The organism is Haloparvum alkalitolerans (genome assembly GCF_055381565.1).
Genome location: NZ_AP043938.1, coordinates 442,578 through 458,463, shown reverse-complemented (window position 1 = coordinate 458,463; position 15,886 = coordinate 442,578). Strand labels below are relative to the sequence as shown.

The window sequence follows — 15,886 nt, the reverse complement described above, 5'->3', positions numbered from 1 at the left end:
GACGCGACGGAGCGCGGTCCCGCGGGCGACGCCCGGTGGTTGTCGGCACCTCGCCCCCCGGAGCAAAAGGGTTGCCCGTTTCGCCCGCCCGGGGCGGCTCCCTCGCCAGGCGGCGGGGGTCGCCGCGGCTTATTTGTACCCGAGGGCTTCGAGCCGCTCCGCGATCTCCTCGTCCGCCTCGGGGCCGCCGCCCCGCTCGGCGTCCGCGTCGGCGTCCGCGTCGACGTCCACGTCGCCGATCGCGTCCACCTCAGCGCGGAGGTCGGCCGGGACGGGGACCGACTCCCCGCTCCCGCGGTCGACCGCGGCGTAGGTCGCGGCGCCGTCGGCGTCGATCCGCTTGACGACCTTGTGGTCCGCGTCCGCGACGTACCGGTACTTGCAGTAGTAGTCGTCCCACGCCTCGCTCGGGATGAAGCCCGTGAAGTTCTCGGGGTACTCGATGCCGCCCCGCGCGACCTCCGCGACCGCACTCCCTCGCTCCGGCTCCGGCGCGATCCCCGCCCATCCCGGCACGAGGTCGTGGAGGCGGCGGAGCTCCGTCAGCCCCGGCTCGGTACCGGCATCGCGGTCCGGGTCGTCGACCAGCAGGACCGCGTTCGTGACCGGCTCCGAGACCGTGAACTGGTGGCCGAAGCTCCCGTCCGCGCCGCCGAGCGCCTGCCCGTGGTCCGACAGCAGGACGACGACGGTGTCCTCGGCGAGCCCGTTCCTGTCGAGCGCGTCGCGGACCCGCCCGACGAGGTCGTCGGTGTAGTCGACGGAGGCGTCGTACACCTTTCGGAGCGCGTCGTAGTCGATGTCGTCCATCGTGAACACGTCCTTCTGTCGGTGGGGGATGGCCGCGTCCGGGTCGACGCCGTGTTTCTCCTGGTAGCGCTTGGGAGGGTGATACGGCTCGTGCGGCTCCATCAGGTTCGTGTAGAGGAAGAACGGCTCCGCCTTCTCTCCCGCACGGTCGTCGAGGAAGTCCTCCACCGCCTCGACCGTCTCCGCGGACTTACAGGAGTCGTCCACGTCGAACAGGCGGAAGACGCGGTCGAGTTGGCGCCCGATCAGGCGGCGCGTGCCCGACCCGAGCGCGTGGAACGCCCGCGCGCCGAGCTTCGAGAGCCGGACGCTCAGGGGGTTGTCCGCCGTCCCGAGGAAGTTCTCCACCTCGTCGAAGTCGTCGGTCATCCCCTTGTGGGGGGTGATCCAGACGTTCGGCGTGACCGCGGCGGTGTGGTAGCCGGCGTCCCGGAACCGGGCGACGAACGTCTCGCGGTCGGCCGGGAAGTAGCTCCGCGCGTGGGTGGTGCCGTGCTCCCACGGGTACTCGCCGGTGAACATCGAGGCGTGCGACGGGAGCGTCCACGGCGCCTGCGCGACCGCGTCCTCGAACACCACGGCGTCGTCCGCCAGGTCGCCGATGTGGGGCGTGAACTCCACGTCGCCGTTGTACGGCGAGATCCGGTCCTTGCGCAGCGAGTCGAGGACCAGGAACACCACGTTCTTCTCCTCGGAACCGGCGTCGTCCATGGGTCGACTCCGGGCGTGCGGCCTGTTAGGTACTCCGGTCCGGGAGCGGCGAGGGTCCCCCTCCACCCTCGTCGACGACCGCGGCGATGTCGCGGCCGATTTATACGGGCCGCGAGAACGGGCCACGTATGACCGACAAGGTGGCGATCGTCTACTGGTGTGACGGCGCGGGCCACGCGGCCCGGGCCATCCCGGTCGCCAAGGAGTTCGAGTCCCGGGGCATCGAGGTGGCGATGGCCGGGGGCGGGCAGGGGAAGCCGTTCGTGGAGCTGAACGGCTTCGACCACCCGGACCTCACGACGGTGGCGGTGAAGGGGGACGGGCCGGTCGACTTCCTGCGCCACTCGCTGTTCGACCTGGCGCCCTCCGCAGTCCGCCGGACGCGGGAGCTGTCCGCGTGGCTCGACGCGGAGGACCCCGACGTGCTCGTGACCGACGACCTGTTCGCGGCGGTCTGCGCGGCGCGGAAGGGGCTCGACTTCTACCGCATCGACCACCTGACGACGGACCTGTTCGGGCCCGTCTGGGGCACCCCGCTCGCCGTCTACAACGAGGTCTCGCTCCGGTTCGCGGAGGGGATCGTCGTCACCTCGCTGTGGCCCGACGAGCCGGCCCCCGAGGGGATCACCCGCGTCGGCCCGCTGGCACAGGAGGGCGACCCCGACGACGCCGTCGAGCCGTACGACGTCCTCCTCAGCCCCGGCACGCACGGCGAGGACTTCGACGCGATCCGCGAGCGACTGGAGGCGGACGGCCTCGACGTGCGGACCGTCGGCGACGACGACTGGGAGACCAAGCCCACGATGACGCCGTACACCGCCGCCGCGGACGTGGTGGTCTGTACCGGCTTCTCCTCCATCGCGGACACCGTGGTCGCGGGGACGCCCTGCGTGATCTACCCGTTCCTGCCGTTCCAGAAGGCGATCGCGGACGGCGCCGCGGAGCGAGGGATCGAGGGCGTCGCCCGGGCGAGCTCCGTCGGCGAGGCCGTGACGCAGGCGAAACGCCTCCGGGCGCTCGACGAGCGCCCGACGTATGAGAACGGCGCGCCAGCGTTCGTCGACGCGGTGGTGGACGAATGAGCCCGGACCGCCGACGCCGAACGACCCCGTGCGACACCGACCAGCCATGAGGATCGGCTTCTTCACCGACAGCTACTTCCCCGGCATCGACGGGGTGACCTACACCATTCAGGCGTGGCGGGATCGCCTGGAGGACCGCGGCCACGAGGTGTCCGTCGTCTACCCCGACGGCGACTACGAGCCGGGTCCACACGAGTTCCCCGTCCCGTCGCTCCCGAACCCCTTCTACGAGCAGTACCGGCTCCCGCTGTACCGGCGGCTGTCCTCGCTGCCCGAGTTCGACGTGGTCCACTGTCACGGTCCGGCCTCGACCGGCCTGATGGGCCGGCGGTACGCGCGCAAGCGCGGGGCCGCGTCCGTGTACACCCACCACACGCCCATCGAGGACTACCTGATCCAGGGGCTCAAGGTGGAGACCGCCGCGGACTTCGCGGGGCGACTCTACGTGGCCTACGAGAACCGGTTCCTGCGGTCGTTCGACTGCGTGACGGCCTCCACCTCCCGGATCCGGCGCGACGTGGAGCACCGACAGCTCCCGGTCGGCATCGAGATGGACACCTTCCGTCCCGGCGCGGACGGCATGTTCCCCGATGACGAGACCGTGATCGGCTACAGCGGCCGCCTCTCGGCCAAGAAGAACGTCGACGAGATACTCCGGCTGGCGGAGGCGATGCCGGAGTACCGATACGTGATCGTCGGCGAGGGACCGGAGCGTGAGTCGCTGGAACGGGACGCCCCCGCGAACGTGGAGTTCCGGGACTTCTTCCCTCGCGAGCGGCTCCCGGAGTTCTACGCCTCGATGGACGTCTTCGTCACCGCCTCGACCTGCGACACGCTGGGGCTGTCGACGCTGGAGGCGAACGCCTGCGGCACGCCGGTCGCGGCCGCGGACGTGGCGCCCTTCGACGAGACCATCGGGTCGGACAACGGTGCCCGCTTCGCGTTCGGCGACGTGCAGTCGATGCGGGACGCGGTCGAGGACTGCCTGACCGGGGGCCGCGACACGCGCGAGGCCGTGCAGGAGTTCTCCGTCGACCGGACGGTCGACGAGTTGGAAGCGATCTACCGCGGCGAGGCGTGACCCAACCGCGGTCGAACCCGTTCCACGGGGCCGCGGCTGTCGGGTTGGGGTCGAGAGAAATGCTCCGACAGGGATTCGAACCCTGGTCATTGCCGTGAGAGGGCAATATGATTGGCCGGACTACACTATCGGAGCGTCCGTCTTCGCATTCACGGCTTGGCCGGAGGCCCGTAAAACGGCTCCGATCTCGGATCGCCGTGCGACGGCGTGACGCGGGACGATCGCGGTGCGTCCCCGCGAGGGAGTTCCGAGCGCGATACGTCGAGGGAGAGGGGAGGCTAGTCGGCGTGGCGTCGAGGGAGGGCCGGGGCTAGTCGTGGCGGCGTCGAGAGAAATGCTCCGACAGGGATTCGAACCCTGGTCATTGCCGTGAGAGGGCAATATGATTGGCCGGACTACACCATCGGAGCGACGGTGTCGCGTACACCCTTCGGTATGCCGGTCCCGAGTAAAACAGTTGCGTTTCGCCCCCACATTGTGCCGCCGTGACGCGGTCCGATCGGCCGACGTGGCGGTCACTCCTCGTCGAACGGCGACCCGGCCGCGGACGGTTCGGACCCGTCGAGGCTGACGACGTTCTCGCGGCCGACGCGGAGCTTCGAGACCGCTCCCTCCTCCTCCATCTCCGAGAGCAGGACGCTCACCTTCGACTTCGACCAGCCCGTCTCGTCGACGATGCGGTGCTGCTTCATCCGTCCCCCGTTCTCGCGGAGCAGTCGCACGACGCGGTCCTCGTCCGAGAGCAGTTCCTCGTCCGGGACCGAGGGCTCGGCGGTCGCCGCGGCCCCGCTGGCCGCGGCTTCTCCCCCGGTCGCCCCCTCGTCGCCGGCCCCTGCGTCCGCCCCGTCGTCCGCCCCGTTCGCGGCGTCCGCGGTGTTCCCGGCGCCGTGGTCCCCCGATCCGGACCCGATCGGTCCCGGAAGGCCGGAACCGGCGGATCGGGACGCGAGCAGTCCGGCCCCGGACAGCACCGCGAGCACCCCGAGCAGCGCCGCCAGCAGCGGGAGCCGATCGCTCCACGGCCCGTCCTCCCCCGTCACCGGGGAGCCGGTCGCGGGCGCGCTGCCGGTCCCCCCCACCGTCCCTCCGTCGGTCCCGTCGGTCGTCTCCATCGCGGCTGCGGGCCGGAGGACGACCCGGGGCCGACGGTCGGTGAATTGGCGTTCGCCGCTCCAGGTGACCGTGTCGCTGTCGGTCAGCGAGTCGGGGTTCGACTGGGTGGCCTGCGGGTCGACGCTCGCGAACGCGAGCCCCTCGCCGGGCTCGACGACGAGTTCCTGGTCCGGCCCGACGTAGATGCCGCCCTCGAACACGTCGCCGACCACGACGCGGTCGCCGTCGACCGCCGCGAACCCCGACCACGTGAACGAGAGCTCGACGACGCCGATGTCGTTGCCGAGGCTCGAGCGCACGAACGCGTCACGCGAGAAGTTCCCGGCGCTCATCTCGCGGTCGACGACCCCCTCGCCGTCGGCGACCAGCCCGCGCGCGTCCTCCGTGAACGCCCGATAGCGGTCGGTCTCGTTCTCGCGGAACTCCGCGGCGAACGACTCGAACGCCTCCCGCTCGTCGTCGGTCTCCAGCGGTCGCTCGTACCGGAACGTCCAGACGCCGTCGCCCTCCGCGGTCACCCTGATGCGGACGACGCTCCGCTCGAAGCTCCCGTCCTGCGCCGCGGCGCTCACGGGCGCCGTCGAGTCGCCCAGCGCCGGGCGCTCGCCCGCGGCGGCGGCGACCGGCGAACTGCCGCCCGCCGAACCGGCGGCCGCGACCGCCGCGGCGCCGCAGCCCGACGCCGCGAACACGGCGACGACGAGCGCGATAGCGAGGAGTGGCCGACGGCCCATTACCTGAAGGCCCGCTCCGGCAGTAAAAAGCGCTTATGACCGCGGCCGGTCGGCGGATGCGACGATGGCCGTCCCCACCGTCGGGGCCGGGGCCGGTCAGGCGACGCGGTCGCCCGCGGCGAAGACGGACTCGGGCGACTGCCAGGCCGTCGCGTCCTCGTTCGGATCGGCGTCGAGCACGACGAGATCGGCGCGGTGCCCCTCGGCGACGCGCCCCACGTCGTCGAGACCCAGCAGGTCGGCGGCGTTGACCGTCGCCGCCTCCAGCGCCTCGGCCGGCGACAGCCCGTACTCGACCATGTGGACCATCTCCTGAGGAATCTCCGCGAAGTCGTTGAACGGGGTTCCGGCGTCGGTTCCCATCGCCACCGTCACGCCGGCGTCGAGCGCGCGGTCCCACGCGTCCGCGAAGTGCTCCGCGGAGACCTCGGCCTTCTCGACCGCGGACTCCGGGATCCCCGCCTCGACGCCGTTCTCGACGATGCCGTGGAGCGCGCTCGCGGTGGGCACCCAGTAGGTCCCCTTCTCGGCCATCCGTTCCGCCGTCTCGGCGCTCATGAAGGTGCCGTGCTCGATGCTGGTGATCCCCGCCTCGACGGCGTTTCGGATCCCTTCGTCGCCGTGGGCGTGGGCCGCGGTCGGCGTGTTCGTCGGCGCCGCCGCGTCGACGACGGCCTCCAGCTCGTCCGGCGTCAGCTCCGGCGCGCCGGTGACCGCGCCCTCGGTGAGGACGCCGCCGGTCGCCATGCACTTGATCACGTCCGCGCCGCGGTGGAGCTGCTCGCGGGCGGCCTTCCGCACCTCGGCGGGGCCGTCCGCCTCCCGACCGAACCAGTGGCCGTGGCCGCCGGTCATGATGACGTTCTGTCCGCACGCGAGCACGCGCGGCCCGTCGACGACGCCCTCCTCGACCATGCGGGCGGCGTCGAGCGCGAGCGTGTCGCGCGCGCCCAGGTCGCGGACGGTCGTGACGCCCGCGCGCAGCGCGGCCGACAGGTTCTCCGTCGCGCGATACGCGGCCTCGTAGGCGCTCTCGTCGGTCGCGCTCGCCACGTCCGGCCGGCCGTCCATCATCAGGTGGACGTGCGCGTCGATCAGCCCCGGTGCGACGACCTTCCCGGAGACGTCCGTCTCGGTCTCGCCGCGGCCGAGGTCCCCGACCGCCACGATCTCGCCGTCCTCGACCGCCACGTCCGCCTCGCGGGTGCCGTCGGCGTCCGCGACGCGTCCGCCTCGTAACACGTGCATGGCTGGTCCTTGCCGGCTGCGGTCCTAAAGCGTGGGGTCTCGGCAGTTCCGACGCGTCAACAGCCGGCGAAGATCGCCGGAGAACGCGGAGCCAGGAGCATACGGGTGCTACCGAGGACCATGGTCGACCTGTCCACATCGACGGCGCTCGTCACGGGCGCGAGTTCGGGCATCGGCGCGGCGACCGCGCGCACGCTGGCCGCCGAAGGGGCGGATCTGGCGCTCTGCGCGCGGAGCGAGGACGACCTCCGCGCGCTCGCGGACGATCTGCGCGACCGGCACGACGCCGCGGTGCTGGTCGCCCCCGCCGACGTGCGCCGGGACGCCGAGGTGGTCGCGGCCGTCGAGGCGACCGTCGACCGGTTCGGCGGCCTCGACGCCGTCGTGGCGAACGCGGGCGTCGGCCGGGGGAGCGACGTGGCGACGATGAGCGACGAGGCCTACGAGGCGATGCAGGAGACCAACGTGGACGGCACGTTCTACCTGACGCGGGCGGCCCTGCCGCACCTCGTGGCGGCGTCCGGGAACCTCGTCGTCGTGGGGTCGTTCGCGGGGCAGTATCCGCGGTCGTACAACCCCGTCTACGCCGCCACCAAGTGGTGGGTCCGGGGGTTCGCCCACAGCGTCGCGGCGCAGGTCGGCGACGAGGGCGTCGGCGTCTCCGTGATCAACCCGAGCGAGGTCAGAACGCGGTTCGGCGAGGCGGACGGCGAGGCGTTCGAGGAGCGCTTCGACCCCGGCGAGGTCACCGAACCCGAGGAGGTCGCCGAAGCGATCGCGTTCGCGGCCGGCCAGGAGGGCTCAACGGTCCAGGAGCTCGACCTCTACCGCCGGGACAAGCTGACGGGCCTGTAGCGCCTCGCGCCGGCCGAACGTTCAAAAGGGAGACGGCGCCGATCGGTCCACGGCCGGGCGTCGCGGGCGACGGCGACCGGCCAGCCACGGTCCGCGCCCGCGTGGACCCGGCCCGCGAACTGACGGCCCGCCAGTTCGCGGCGGCCAGCGACGGCTACGCCGACTCCGGGGCCGACGTGGTCCCCAGCACCTCGACCTCGTCGCCGACCGCGATCTCGGCGCCCGCGGTCGCCGCCGGCGTCTCCGTGTTCACCATCAGCCGGAAGTCGTGGTCGAACCAGTCGCCGCCCGACCACTCGGGCATGGTGGCGCGGCGGCGCTCCAGAAACGTCTCCCGGAACCCCGGCGTCTCGGAGCCGGTGTCCGGGTCGCGGCTCGGCACGACACACCGCTGACAGGGGTTGACGCCCAGCAGCTCGGCGTCGCCGACTCGGAACCGGACCCGCGACGCGCGGTCGGCGAACAGGCGGTCCTCCCAGAACGCGGGGCAGTCCGCGAGGACGACGTTCGGTCGCAGTCGCCGACACATCTCGTCGGCGTCGACGCCGTCGTACCACGAGGCTACCTCCGCGAGCGTCGCACGCGAGACGACCGTGGGGCCGCGCGCGCTCGCGTCGTCGGGGAACCCGCCGTCGTCGCGGACCACGTGCACGGGATAGCCGTAGTGCTCACCGAGCCACGCGGCCATGGCCTCCGTCCCGCCCGGCAGGTCGAACGTCCGCGGGCCGCGGTCCGGCGTCGCGAGCGTGACGCTCGCGGGCGTCGCGTCGGCCGGTTGCGGGAGGTCGTAGGAGGCGCGAACCTCGTGGACGCGGCGCTCGCTCTTGCCGTTCACGTAGCCGCCCCCGCCGCCGACGGAGGCGGTCTCGGGGTCCGCGTCCGCTTCGAGCACCGCGTACGAGCGGTCGCCCGCGAGCGGCGCGTCCTCCGGGAGTCGCGCCCGTTTGCGGTCGGCTCCGTCCATCGACTTCACCGGATAGGCGATCAACCGGTCGACGCGTGTCATGGGATCCGGTGGGGACGCGCAATGAAAGAAATGTCGTCGCCGGGCCGGATGCGCGCCGGCTCGGCGGGGCGGTCGCGTTACTCCTCGTCGTCAGTCGCGTCGTCGTCAGTCGCGTCCTCGCCGTCGTCCTCGTCCGGGAGGCCGGCGACGACGTCGTCGATCTCGTCCTCCGAGAGGACGCGGTAGCCGTCCTCGGTCACGGTGGCGACGGAGATGTCGTCCGCGTCGAGGTCCTCCTCGTGGACGCGAAGGGCGCGCACGGCGAGTTCGACGCCCTCCTCGACGGTGAGTTCCGCGTTCCACTCCTCCTCCAGGAACGACTGGATGTCCTGCCGGCCGCCGCCGATGACGGTCGCCTTCCACTCGTGGGGCGTGCCCGAGGGGTCGGCGCCGAACAGGCGCGGCTCGCCGTTCTCGATGCCGCCGATGAGCAGCGCGGCGCCGTACGGGCGCGTGCCGCCCAGCTGCGTGTTCTCTTGGACGTGGTCGGTGACGTGCTTGGTCAGCGTCTCGACGCCGACCGGCTCGCCGTAGCGGAGCCGGTTCATCTGCGTCTGCCGGCGCGCGAAGTCGATCAGCTGGCGCGCGTCCGCGACGTGGCCCGCGCTCGCGGTGCCGACGTGGTCGTCGAGCTTGTGGAGCTTCTCGATGCTCTCCGCCTCCATCAGCGAGGAGGAGGCGCGGCTCATCGCCGCGAGGACGACCCCGTCCTCGGTACGGACGCCGACGCTCGGCGCGCCGCGCGAGACCGCCTCGCGGGCGTACTCGACCTGGTAGATCCGGCCGTCCGGGGAGAACAGCGAGGTCCCGCGGTCGTACGCCTGCTGGTCGTTGCCCTGCATCATCGCCCTCCGTCCTGCGTCGTTCGGCGTGCGTTCATTAGCGTCCCGTACACGCCCGGCAGGGAAAAACCCTCCTTAACCGGCCCACGCCGCGGCCGCCGAGGCCCTCTTCCCGCTCGAAGCGAGACCCGTCCCAGTCACTCGAAGTAGCGACGCGGCACGTACTCCCGGAAGCGCGACGGCACCCGGGACGCGAGCGCCGCCGCGATCTCCGGGAGACGGCGTCGAAGCGCCACGTAGACCGCCGAGACCGCGAGCATTCCGACGGCCGCGATCCATAGCGGCCCATCCGCCACGTACAGCACCGGCGCGGCGGCGACCGCCGCGATGGCCAGGTCCTCGGGGGAGCCGTCGTACCGGATCCACCGTCTGGGCGCGATCCACTTGCCGCGCGCGTGGTCGTAGATGGCGCGGTCGGACCGGCCCTCCCACGGGCGGAGTTCGAGCCCGCCCCCGAACACGTCCATCAGGCAGTGGAGCGCGGCGGCCGCCGTCAGCACCGCCGCCGCGAGGAGCCACGGGCCGCCGGCGACCGCCGCCGCGGCCGCGAGGAGCGCCGCGGCGACCGTGTAGTAGACGGGGAAGTGAAGCGTCCGGCGGTGCCCCCGGTAGAGGTCCAGGTCCGGCAGGGCGCCGCCGACGAGTCCGGCCACCAGAAGGAGCGGGGCAAGCTCGGGCGACCGCAGGGCGACGGGCACCGCGAGCGCCATCCCCGCCAGCGCGTGGGTCGTCTGCATCATGTTTCGTCCCAACCGAGGCGACAGAAGGGCATAAGGGTGTCCCCGGACTTCAAGACCGGGTCACGGGAGCCGTGCGACCGGGCGTCACGGCCGGTCCGTGCGGCAATTCCTTTTAGTCCTCCGCCGCGAAGCGCGCCCATGACGACGATTAAGGACAGCGTCCACGACCACATCGAGGTCGAGGGCGTCGCCGCGGCCCTCCTCGACACGCCGGCGGTCCAGCGGCTCAGACACGTCAAGCAGTTGGGGACGGTCCAACTCGTGTACCCCTCCGCGAACCACACCCGGTTCGAGCACAGCCTCGGCGTCTACCACCTCGCCTCCGAGGCGCTCGCGCACCTCGGCGTCGACGGCAAGCGGGCCGACCGCGTGGAGGCGGCCGCGATGCTCCACGACGTTGGTCACGGACCCTTCAGCCACAACATCGAGGAGCTCACCCACCGTCACACGGGCAAGTACCACGACGACGTGGACGGACTGCTCGCGGAGGGGGCGGTCGGCGAGGTCCTGCGCGAGCACGACCTCGACCCGAGCCGCGTCGCGGACCTCGTCGCGGGCGAGGGACAGTTCGGCCAACTCGTCTCGGGGGAACTCGACGTGGACCGGATGGACTACCTCGTGCGCGACGCCCACCACACCGGCGTCCCTTACGGCACCATCGACACAGGGCGGCTGGTCCGCGAGCTGACGTTCGTCGACGGCGAACTCGTCCTCGACGAGGGGAACGTCCAGACCGCCGAGAGCCTCCTGCTGGCGCGGGCGCTGATGAATCCTGTCGTCTACACCCACCACGTCGCGCGGATCTCGAAGGCCATGCTTCGGCGCGCCGCCGAGCGCCTGCTGGAGGCGCCGGACGTGACTGCCGGACAGGTGCGGCGGATGGACGACCACGAACTGCTCGTCGCGCTGCGCACGAACCCGGAGAGCGGCGGCCTCGTCGGCCGGTACGACCGACGCGACCTCTACAAGCGCGCGGTGTGGGCCGAGTACGGCGACGTGCCGGAGTCGGTCCGCGAGGCCGATCACGAGCGGGTGCGGGACCTCGAGGCGGAGATCGCCGCGACCGCGGGCGTGACGGACGCCGACGTGATCCTCGACGTCCCGTCGGAGCCGTCGATGCGCGAGTCCACCGCGCGCGTGGTCGTCGGCGGGGAGGTCCGGCGGCTGGAGAAGCAGTCGCCGCTCGTCTCCGCGCTCCGGACCGCCCAGCGCAACCAGTGGCGCCTCGGCGTCTACGCGCCCGCTCCGGCCACCGACCGCGTCGGCCGGGCGGCCGCGAGCGTCCTCGGCCTGGAGGCGGACACCCTGATTAGCGACGTGCGCCGCGGGCTGCCGACCACGCTGGACGAGTTCGGGAAGTAGGCCGACGGGGACGGCGCCGGCGCCGAGACGGCTACCGCGGGTCGATCTCGTTGGCGGCCGCCAGCACCTCGTCGTGGAGGGCGCCGTTCGAGGCGACCAGCCCGGTCGAGTCGTGGCGCCAGCGGTCGCCGTCCAGGTCGGTCACGGTGCCGCCGGCCCGCCGGATCATGTGGACGCCGGCGACGGAGTCCCACGGGTTGCAGTCGACGTTGGTGATCACGCCCTCGATGGCGCCCTCAGCGACGGAAGCGAGCGCGGCCTGCGCGCAGCCGAACCGCCGGAGGTCGCCGAACCGCGAGACGATCGCCTCGCAGGCGCGAGCGTACTGGTCGCGCTCCTCGCGCGGCCACCAGATGGTCGGGACGACGGCGGCCGTCTCGGGGTCGCTCACGTCGCTGACGGCGACGGGCTCGCCGTCGCGGTACGCGCCCGACTCGTCGGCGGTGTACACGTCGCCGAGCGCCGGGAGCGCCGAGGCCGCCGCCACCGGATCCCCGTCCGCGACCGCCGCGACCGCGGTGGCCCACGTCCGCATCCCCCGGACGTAGTTGTTCGTCCCGTCGATGGGGTCGATGACCCACGCCGCGCCGGTCTCGGGGACCGCCTTCAGTTCGTCGTCCTCCTCGCCGACCATCGCGTCCTCCGGGAACGCCCCCCGGATCACGTCGATCACCTCGCGCTGGGCGGCCCGGTCCGCCTCCGTCACCACGTCGGTCTTGCTCGCCTTCGTCTCCACCGCGATGTCCGTTCGGAAGTGCTCGTGGGCCACGCGCGACCCCGCCCGCGCCGCGCGCTCCGCGACCGTCGCCCGGTCCTCGGCCCGATCCTCGCTCATACCCGCCCTGCGCGACCGCGCCCCGTATACGCGTCGGTTCGGTGACGCGACCGCGCTCGCCGGCCGCGGATCGCCCCGACGATTAACTCGGTTCCGAATCAGGGTACCCTTAAGAGGACCGAACCGGTACGTCTCCCCATGCGCCCGGAGGAAGCGGTCCGACAGCTCGAGTACGCCATCGACGCCAGCCTCGACGAGGAGGGCTCCCGCAGCGCGGCGAGCTACAAGCCGACGTTCGAGCGCGTCGCCACGCGCGCGGACGGCCGCGCCGTCTACGCGCTCGCGACGGAGCTCGCGGAGACGGTCGCCGACGGCACCCGCCCCTCGCCCGCCGAGGCCAACGCGGCGGCGGACCGGGTTGTCGACGACCGGATCTACACCGACGGCGGCCGGTAATCAGGACGGTCGCGCGGTCGGCTCTCGTCATCCGTCGTCCTTTTCGAGCGGGTTTTGTGCGTCGTGAGGCTTCCGGACTGCGTTCCGCCGCCATTTATGTAACACCGCGGTCGGTGTTGCCGTCCCCTCGGTCCCGACGCGGACCGCCGCGGAGCGAACATCCTTGTACCGCGGGCCGAAGGTGTGGGTATGAGCCAGACACACACGCCGGCGTTCGTCGGGGCGCTCGACGACCTCGGTGTCGAGCACTCGCGGGCGACGCCGGCCGACTGCGCGGACGCGGTCGCGGCGGCGGTCGAGGGCGACGCGGTCGGCGTCCCTCTCGGCGACGGCCTCGCGCTGCCCGACGCCGTCGAGACGGCGCCGACGAACGGCGACCTCGAGGCTGCGGACACGGGCGTCACGCCCGCGGGGTTCGCGGTCGCGGAGACCGGGAGCGTCCACCTCCCCTCGGACGCCGCCGGCGTCGAGCCCGTGAGCCTCTACCCGTTCAGACACGTCGCGGTCGTGCGGGAGTCGGCGGTCCTCCCGGACGTGCCGGCCGCCGTGGCGCAGTACGGGGAGGTCCTGCGGAACGGCGGGTCGGGCGTGCTCGCCACCGGTCCGAGCGCGACGGCGGACATGGGCGAACTCGTCGTGGGCGCGCACGGGCCGGGCGAGGTGCACGTCGTGGTCGTCGAGGACGGCGACGACCGCGACGACGGCGACGACGCGACGGCCGCGGACCGGGCGGAGGGCGACGATGAGTAAGTCCGACCGCGCGGCCCGCATCCGGGAGGTGATGCGCGAGGAGGGCGACTCCGTGGGCCACCACGCGCGCAGCCACGAGGAGGGCCGCCGGGAGGCGGTGCGGGACCTGCCCGACTACGAGACGCTGAAGGGCCGCGCTCGCGCCACGAAGGAGGACGCCATCGAGCGCCTGCCGGAGTTGATCGAGGACCTTCGCGAGAGCGTCGAGGCCAACGGCGGCACGCTCTACGTCGCCGACGACGCCGCGGACGCGAACCGGTACATCACCGAGACCGTCGGCGACGCCGACACCGTCGTGAAGTCGAAGTCGATGACCACCGAGGAGATCGAGGTCAACGACGCGCTCGCCGAGGCGGGCGTCGACGCCGTCGAGACCGACCTCGGCGAGTGGGTGATCCAACTGGCGGGCGAGTCCCCCTCCCACCTCGTCGGGCCCGCCGCGCACAAGCCCCGCGAGGCCATCGCGGAGCTGATCGCCGCGGAGTTCGACCTCGCGGACCCGCCCGAGACCGCCGAGGAGCTGACCGCGTTCGCCCGCGAGAAGCTCTGGGAGACGATCCGCACCGCGGACGTGGGGATGACCGGCGCGAACTTCGTCGTCGCGGAGTCCGGCTCCATCGCGCTCGTGACGAACGAGGGGAACGCGCGCAAGGTCGCGACGACGCCGGACACCCACGTCGCCGTCGCGGGCGTCGAGAAGGTGATCCCGACCGTCGAGGACCTGGAGCCGTTCGTGGAACTGCTCGGTCGCTCCGGCACCGGCCAGGACCTGACCGTCTACACCTCCCTCCTGACCCCGCCGACCGCGAGCCCGGTGCCGGACTTCTCCGACCCGGACGCGCCGCTCGTCGACGAAGAACCCGGCCCCTCCGGAGAAGCGAACCCCGACCGCGAGTTCCACCTCGTCCTGATCGACAATGGGCGACTGGCGATGCGGGACGACGAGGACCTGAAGGAGACGCTCTACTGCATCCGGTGTGGCGCCTGCGCGAACTCCTGCGGCAACTTCCGGAGCGTCGGCGGCCACGTCTTCGGCGGCGAGACGTACACCGGCGGCATCGCTGGCGGCTGGGAGGCCGGCATCGAGGGGCTCGACACCGCCGCGGAGTTCAACGACCTCTGTACCGGCTGTTCGCGGTGCGTCCCGGGCTGTCCGGTGGAGATCGACATCCCGTGGATCAACACGGTCGTCCGCGACCGGATCAACCGCGGCGAGGCCGGCGCGGGCGAGTTCGACCACCTCGTCGACGGGCTGACGCCGGACGAGGAGCCCGCGGGCCTGGACCTGGGCACGCGGCTCGTCGGGAACTACGCGACGCTGGCGGAATGGGGCCACCGGACCGCCCCCGTCGCGAACCGCCTCGCGAACGCCGGTCCGGTCCGGTCAGTCCTGGAGCGCGTCGCGGGGATCGACCGCCGGCGCGATCTCCCGGAGTTCGCGTCCGAGAGCCTCGTCGAGTGGTTCGCGGCGCGGGGCGGCCCCGCCGTCGCCGCCGACGAGGCCGAGCGCGAGGCGGTCGTCTACCCCGACACGTACACGAACTACGTGGATCCGGACCGCGGGAAGGCGACCGTTCGGACCCTCGAAGCCCTCGGCGTCCACGTCCGCGTCCCGGACCTGCCGCCGAGCGGCCGGCCGCCGCTCTCGCAGGGGATGGTCGCGACTGCAGAGGCGCGGGCGGAGGCCCTCTCGGACGCGGTCGCCGGGCACCTCGACGCCGGCCGCGACCTGGTGGTCGTGGAGCCGAGCGACCTCGCGATGGTCCGCTCGGAGTACGAGAAGTTTCTGGCGCCGGCTGCCTTCGATCGGATCGCCGAGGGCACCTACGACGCGATGGAGTACGTGCACGGCCTGATCGACAACGACGCGGGTGGCGGGCTCGACGCGCTCGTCCACGGCGGGGGGGACGAAGGAGGCCGCGACCGCGAGGTCGCCTATCACCCGCACTGTCAGGCGCGGACGGTCGGCGTGGCCGCCCACGCGACCGAGGTGCTGGAGCGCGCCGGCTTCGACGTGCTGGAGTCCGACACCGAGTGTTGCGGCATGGCCGGCTCGTTCGGCTACAAGGCCGACTACTACGAGCTGAGTCTGGACGTGGGCGAGCCGCTGGTCGAGCAGTTCGGGGGGAGCGACCGGACGCTGGTCGCGACCGGAACCTCCTGCGGCGAACAGCTCGACGCGCTGTTGGACCGGCCGGCCCGGCATCCGATCGAGCTGATCGCACCGCGAGAGCAGCCGACCTCGTAGGGGAAGTCGCCTCTCCCGTCCGACCGTCAGACGCGCGTCGGCGGACAACGAACGCTTATTAGGCGCGCTCGTG

The 15,886-nt window shown here is 72.3% G+C and carries 14 protein-coding genes and 2 tRNA genes; 7 read left to right on the top strand and 9 right to left on the bottom strand.

Annotated elements, in window-relative coordinates:
* Positions 1-129: 129 nt before the first annotated feature.
* Entirely contained in the window at positions 130-1,521 is a 1,392-nt protein-coding gene (locus tag ACZ432_RS04695) for a sulfatase (RefSeq protein ID WP_426962979.1), read from the bottom strand.
* 128 nt (positions 1,522-1,649) lie between these two features.
* Here ACZ432_RS04695 and ACZ432_RS04690 point away from each other — a divergent pair, with 128 nt between their 5' ends.
* Entirely contained in the window at positions 1,650-2,603 is a 954-nt protein-coding gene (locus ACZ432_RS04690; protein ID WP_426962980.1) for a glycosyltransferase, read from the top strand.
* A 46-nt stretch (positions 2,604-2,649) separates the two neighbouring features.
* Positions 2,650-3,684 (top strand): glycosyltransferase, encoded by a 1,035-nt coding sequence (locus tag ACZ432_RS04685; protein ID WP_426962981.1) that lies wholly within the window; start codon positions 2,650-2,652, stop codon positions 3,682-3,684.
* Positions 3,685-3,744: 60 nt separating this feature from the next.
* Here ACZ432_RS04685 and ACZ432_RS04680 read toward each other — a convergent pair.
* From ACZ432_RS04680 to ACZ432_RS04665, 4 genes are all read right to left on the bottom strand, one after another.
* A tRNA-Glu gene (locus tag ACZ432_RS04680) sits at positions 3,745-3,819 on the bottom strand.
* Positions 3,820-4,019: 200 nt separating this feature from the next.
* A tRNA-Glu gene (locus ACZ432_RS04675) sits at positions 4,020-4,094 on the bottom strand.
* 105 nt (positions 4,095-4,199) lie between these two features.
* Complete coding sequence (locus ACZ432_RS04670; RefSeq protein WP_426962982.1) at positions 4,200-5,531, bottom strand: helix-turn-helix transcriptional regulator; 1,332 nt, start codon at positions 5,529-5,531, stop codon at positions 4,200-4,202.
* Between the two features lie 96 nt (positions 5,532-5,627).
* A complete protein-coding gene (locus tag ACZ432_RS04665; protein ID WP_426962983.1) occupies positions 5,628-6,779 on the bottom strand; it encodes a metal-dependent hydrolase family protein in 1,152 nt (383 codons plus the stop codon).
* Positions 6,780-6,899: 120 nt separating this feature from the next.
* On the opposite strand from ACZ432_RS04665, the gene ACZ432_RS04660 reads away from it, so the two are divergent.
* Positions 6,900-7,634 carry an SDR family oxidoreductase gene (locus tag ACZ432_RS04660; protein ID WP_426962984.1) on the top strand — a complete coding sequence of 245 codons (735 nt, stop codon included), beginning with the start codon at positions 6,900-6,902 and terminating at the stop codon, positions 7,632-7,634.
* Positions 7,635-7,788: 154 nt separating this feature from the next.
* On the opposite strand, the gene ACZ432_RS04655 is transcribed toward ACZ432_RS04660, so the two are convergent.
* From ACZ432_RS04655 to ACZ432_RS04645, 3 genes are all read right to left on the bottom strand, one after another.
* Positions 7,789-8,640, bottom strand: coding sequence for an MOSC domain-containing protein (locus tag ACZ432_RS04655; RefSeq protein ID WP_426962985.1), 852 nt, complete (start codon positions 8,638-8,640; stop codon positions 7,789-7,791).
* A gap of 77 nt (positions 8,641-8,717) precedes the next feature.
* Entirely contained in the window at positions 8,718-9,485 is a 768-nt protein-coding gene (gene psmA / locus ACZ432_RS04650) for an archaeal proteasome endopeptidase complex subunit alpha (protein WP_426962986.1), read from the bottom strand.
* Positions 9,486-9,619: 134 nt separating this feature from the next.
* Entirely contained in the window at positions 9,620-10,222 is a 603-nt protein-coding gene (locus ACZ432_RS04645; RefSeq protein WP_426962988.1) for a metal-dependent hydrolase, read from the bottom strand.
* Positions 10,223-10,360: 138 nt separating this feature from the next.
* Here ACZ432_RS04645 and ACZ432_RS04640 point away from each other — a divergent pair, with 138 nt between their 5' ends.
* Positions 10,361-11,584 carry an HD domain-containing protein gene (locus tag ACZ432_RS04640; protein ID WP_426962989.1) on the top strand — a complete coding sequence of 408 codons (1,224 nt, stop codon included), beginning with the start codon at positions 10,361-10,363 and terminating at the stop codon, positions 11,582-11,584.
* A gap of 31 nt (positions 11,585-11,615) precedes the next feature.
* Here the strand turns inward: ACZ432_RS04640 and ACZ432_RS04635 are convergent, their stop codons facing one another.
* Positions 11,616-12,419 (bottom strand): inositol monophosphatase family protein, encoded by an 804-nt coding sequence (locus ACZ432_RS04635; protein ID WP_426962991.1) that lies wholly within the window; start codon positions 12,417-12,419, stop codon positions 11,616-11,618.
* Positions 12,420-12,557: 138 nt separating this feature from the next.
* Here ACZ432_RS04635 and ACZ432_RS04630 point away from each other — a divergent pair, with 138 nt between their 5' ends.
* The 3 genes from ACZ432_RS04630 (at position 12,558) to ACZ432_RS04620 (ending at position 15,813) form a co-directional block, all read left to right on the top strand.
* On the top strand, positions 12,558-12,815 hold the full coding sequence (locus ACZ432_RS04630; protein WP_058366123.1) for a hypothetical protein: 258 nt from the start codon (positions 12,558-12,560) through the stop codon (positions 12,813-12,815).
* A 189-nt stretch (positions 12,816-13,004) separates the two neighbouring features.
* The gene (locus ACZ432_RS04625; protein ID WP_426962992.1) at positions 13,005-13,565 is read left to right on the top strand and encodes an LUD domain-containing protein; all 561 of its coding nucleotides are present in this window, start codon (positions 13,005-13,007) and stop codon (positions 13,563-13,565) included.
* Positions 13,558-15,813 (top strand): LUD domain-containing protein, encoded by a 2,256-nt coding sequence (locus tag ACZ432_RS04620; RefSeq protein WP_426962993.1) that lies wholly within the window; start codon positions 13,558-13,560, stop codon positions 15,811-15,813. Before ACZ432_RS04625 ends, ACZ432_RS04620 begins: the two co-directional genes overlap by 8 nt.
* Positions 15,814-15,886: the final 73 nt, after the last annotated feature.

Excerpts from the sequence above, each read along its gene's own strand:
- ACZ432_RS04695 (WP_426962979.1), bottom strand. The coding sequence starts at position 1,521 with ATGGACGACGCCGGTTCCGAGGAGAAGAACGTGGTGTTCCTGGTCCTC.
- ACZ432_RS04690 (WP_426962980.1), top strand. The coding sequence starts at position 1,650 with ATGACCGACAAGGTGGCGATCGTCTACTGGTGTGACGGCGCGGGCCAC.
- ACZ432_RS04685 (WP_426962981.1), top strand. The coding sequence starts at position 2,650 with ATGAGGATCGGCTTCTTCACCGACAGCTACTTCCCCGGCATCGACGGG.
- ACZ432_RS04670 (WP_426962982.1), bottom strand. The coding sequence starts at position 5,531 with ATGGGCCGTCGGCCACTCCTCGCTATCGCGCTCGTCGTCGCCGTGTTC.
- ACZ432_RS04665 (WP_426962983.1), bottom strand. The coding sequence starts at position 6,779 with ATGCACGTGTTACGAGGCGGACGCGTCGCGGACGCCGACGGCACCCGC.
- ACZ432_RS04660 (WP_426962984.1), top strand. The coding sequence starts at position 6,900 with ATGGTCGACCTGTCCACATCGACGGCGCTCGTCACGGGCGCGAGTTCG.
- ACZ432_RS04655 (WP_426962985.1), bottom strand. The coding sequence starts at position 8,640 with ATGACACGCGTCGACCGGTTGATCGCCTATCCGGTGAAGTCGATGGAC.
- psmA (WP_426962986.1), bottom strand. The coding sequence starts at position 9,485 with ATGATGCAGGGCAACGACCAGCAGGCGTACGACCGCGGGACCTCGCTG.
- ACZ432_RS04645 (WP_426962988.1), bottom strand. The coding sequence starts at position 10,222 with ATGATGCAGACGACCCACGCGCTGGCGGGGATGGCGCTCGCGGTGCCC.
- ACZ432_RS04640 (WP_426962989.1), top strand. The coding sequence starts at position 10,361 with ATGACGACGATTAAGGACAGCGTCCACGACCACATCGAGGTCGAGGGC.
- ACZ432_RS04635 (WP_426962991.1), bottom strand. The coding sequence starts at position 12,419 with ATGAGCGAGGATCGGGCCGAGGACCGGGCGACGGTCGCGGAGCGCGCG.
- ACZ432_RS04630 (WP_058366123.1), top strand. The coding sequence starts at position 12,558 with ATGCGCCCGGAGGAAGCGGTCCGACAGCTCGAGTACGCCATCGACGCC.
- ACZ432_RS04625 (WP_426962992.1), top strand. The coding sequence starts at position 13,005 with ATGAGCCAGACACACACGCCGGCGTTCGTCGGGGCGCTCGACGACCTC.
- ACZ432_RS04620 (WP_426962993.1), top strand. The coding sequence starts at position 13,558 with ATGAGTAAGTCCGACCGCGCGGCCCGCATCCGGGAGGTGATGCGCGAG.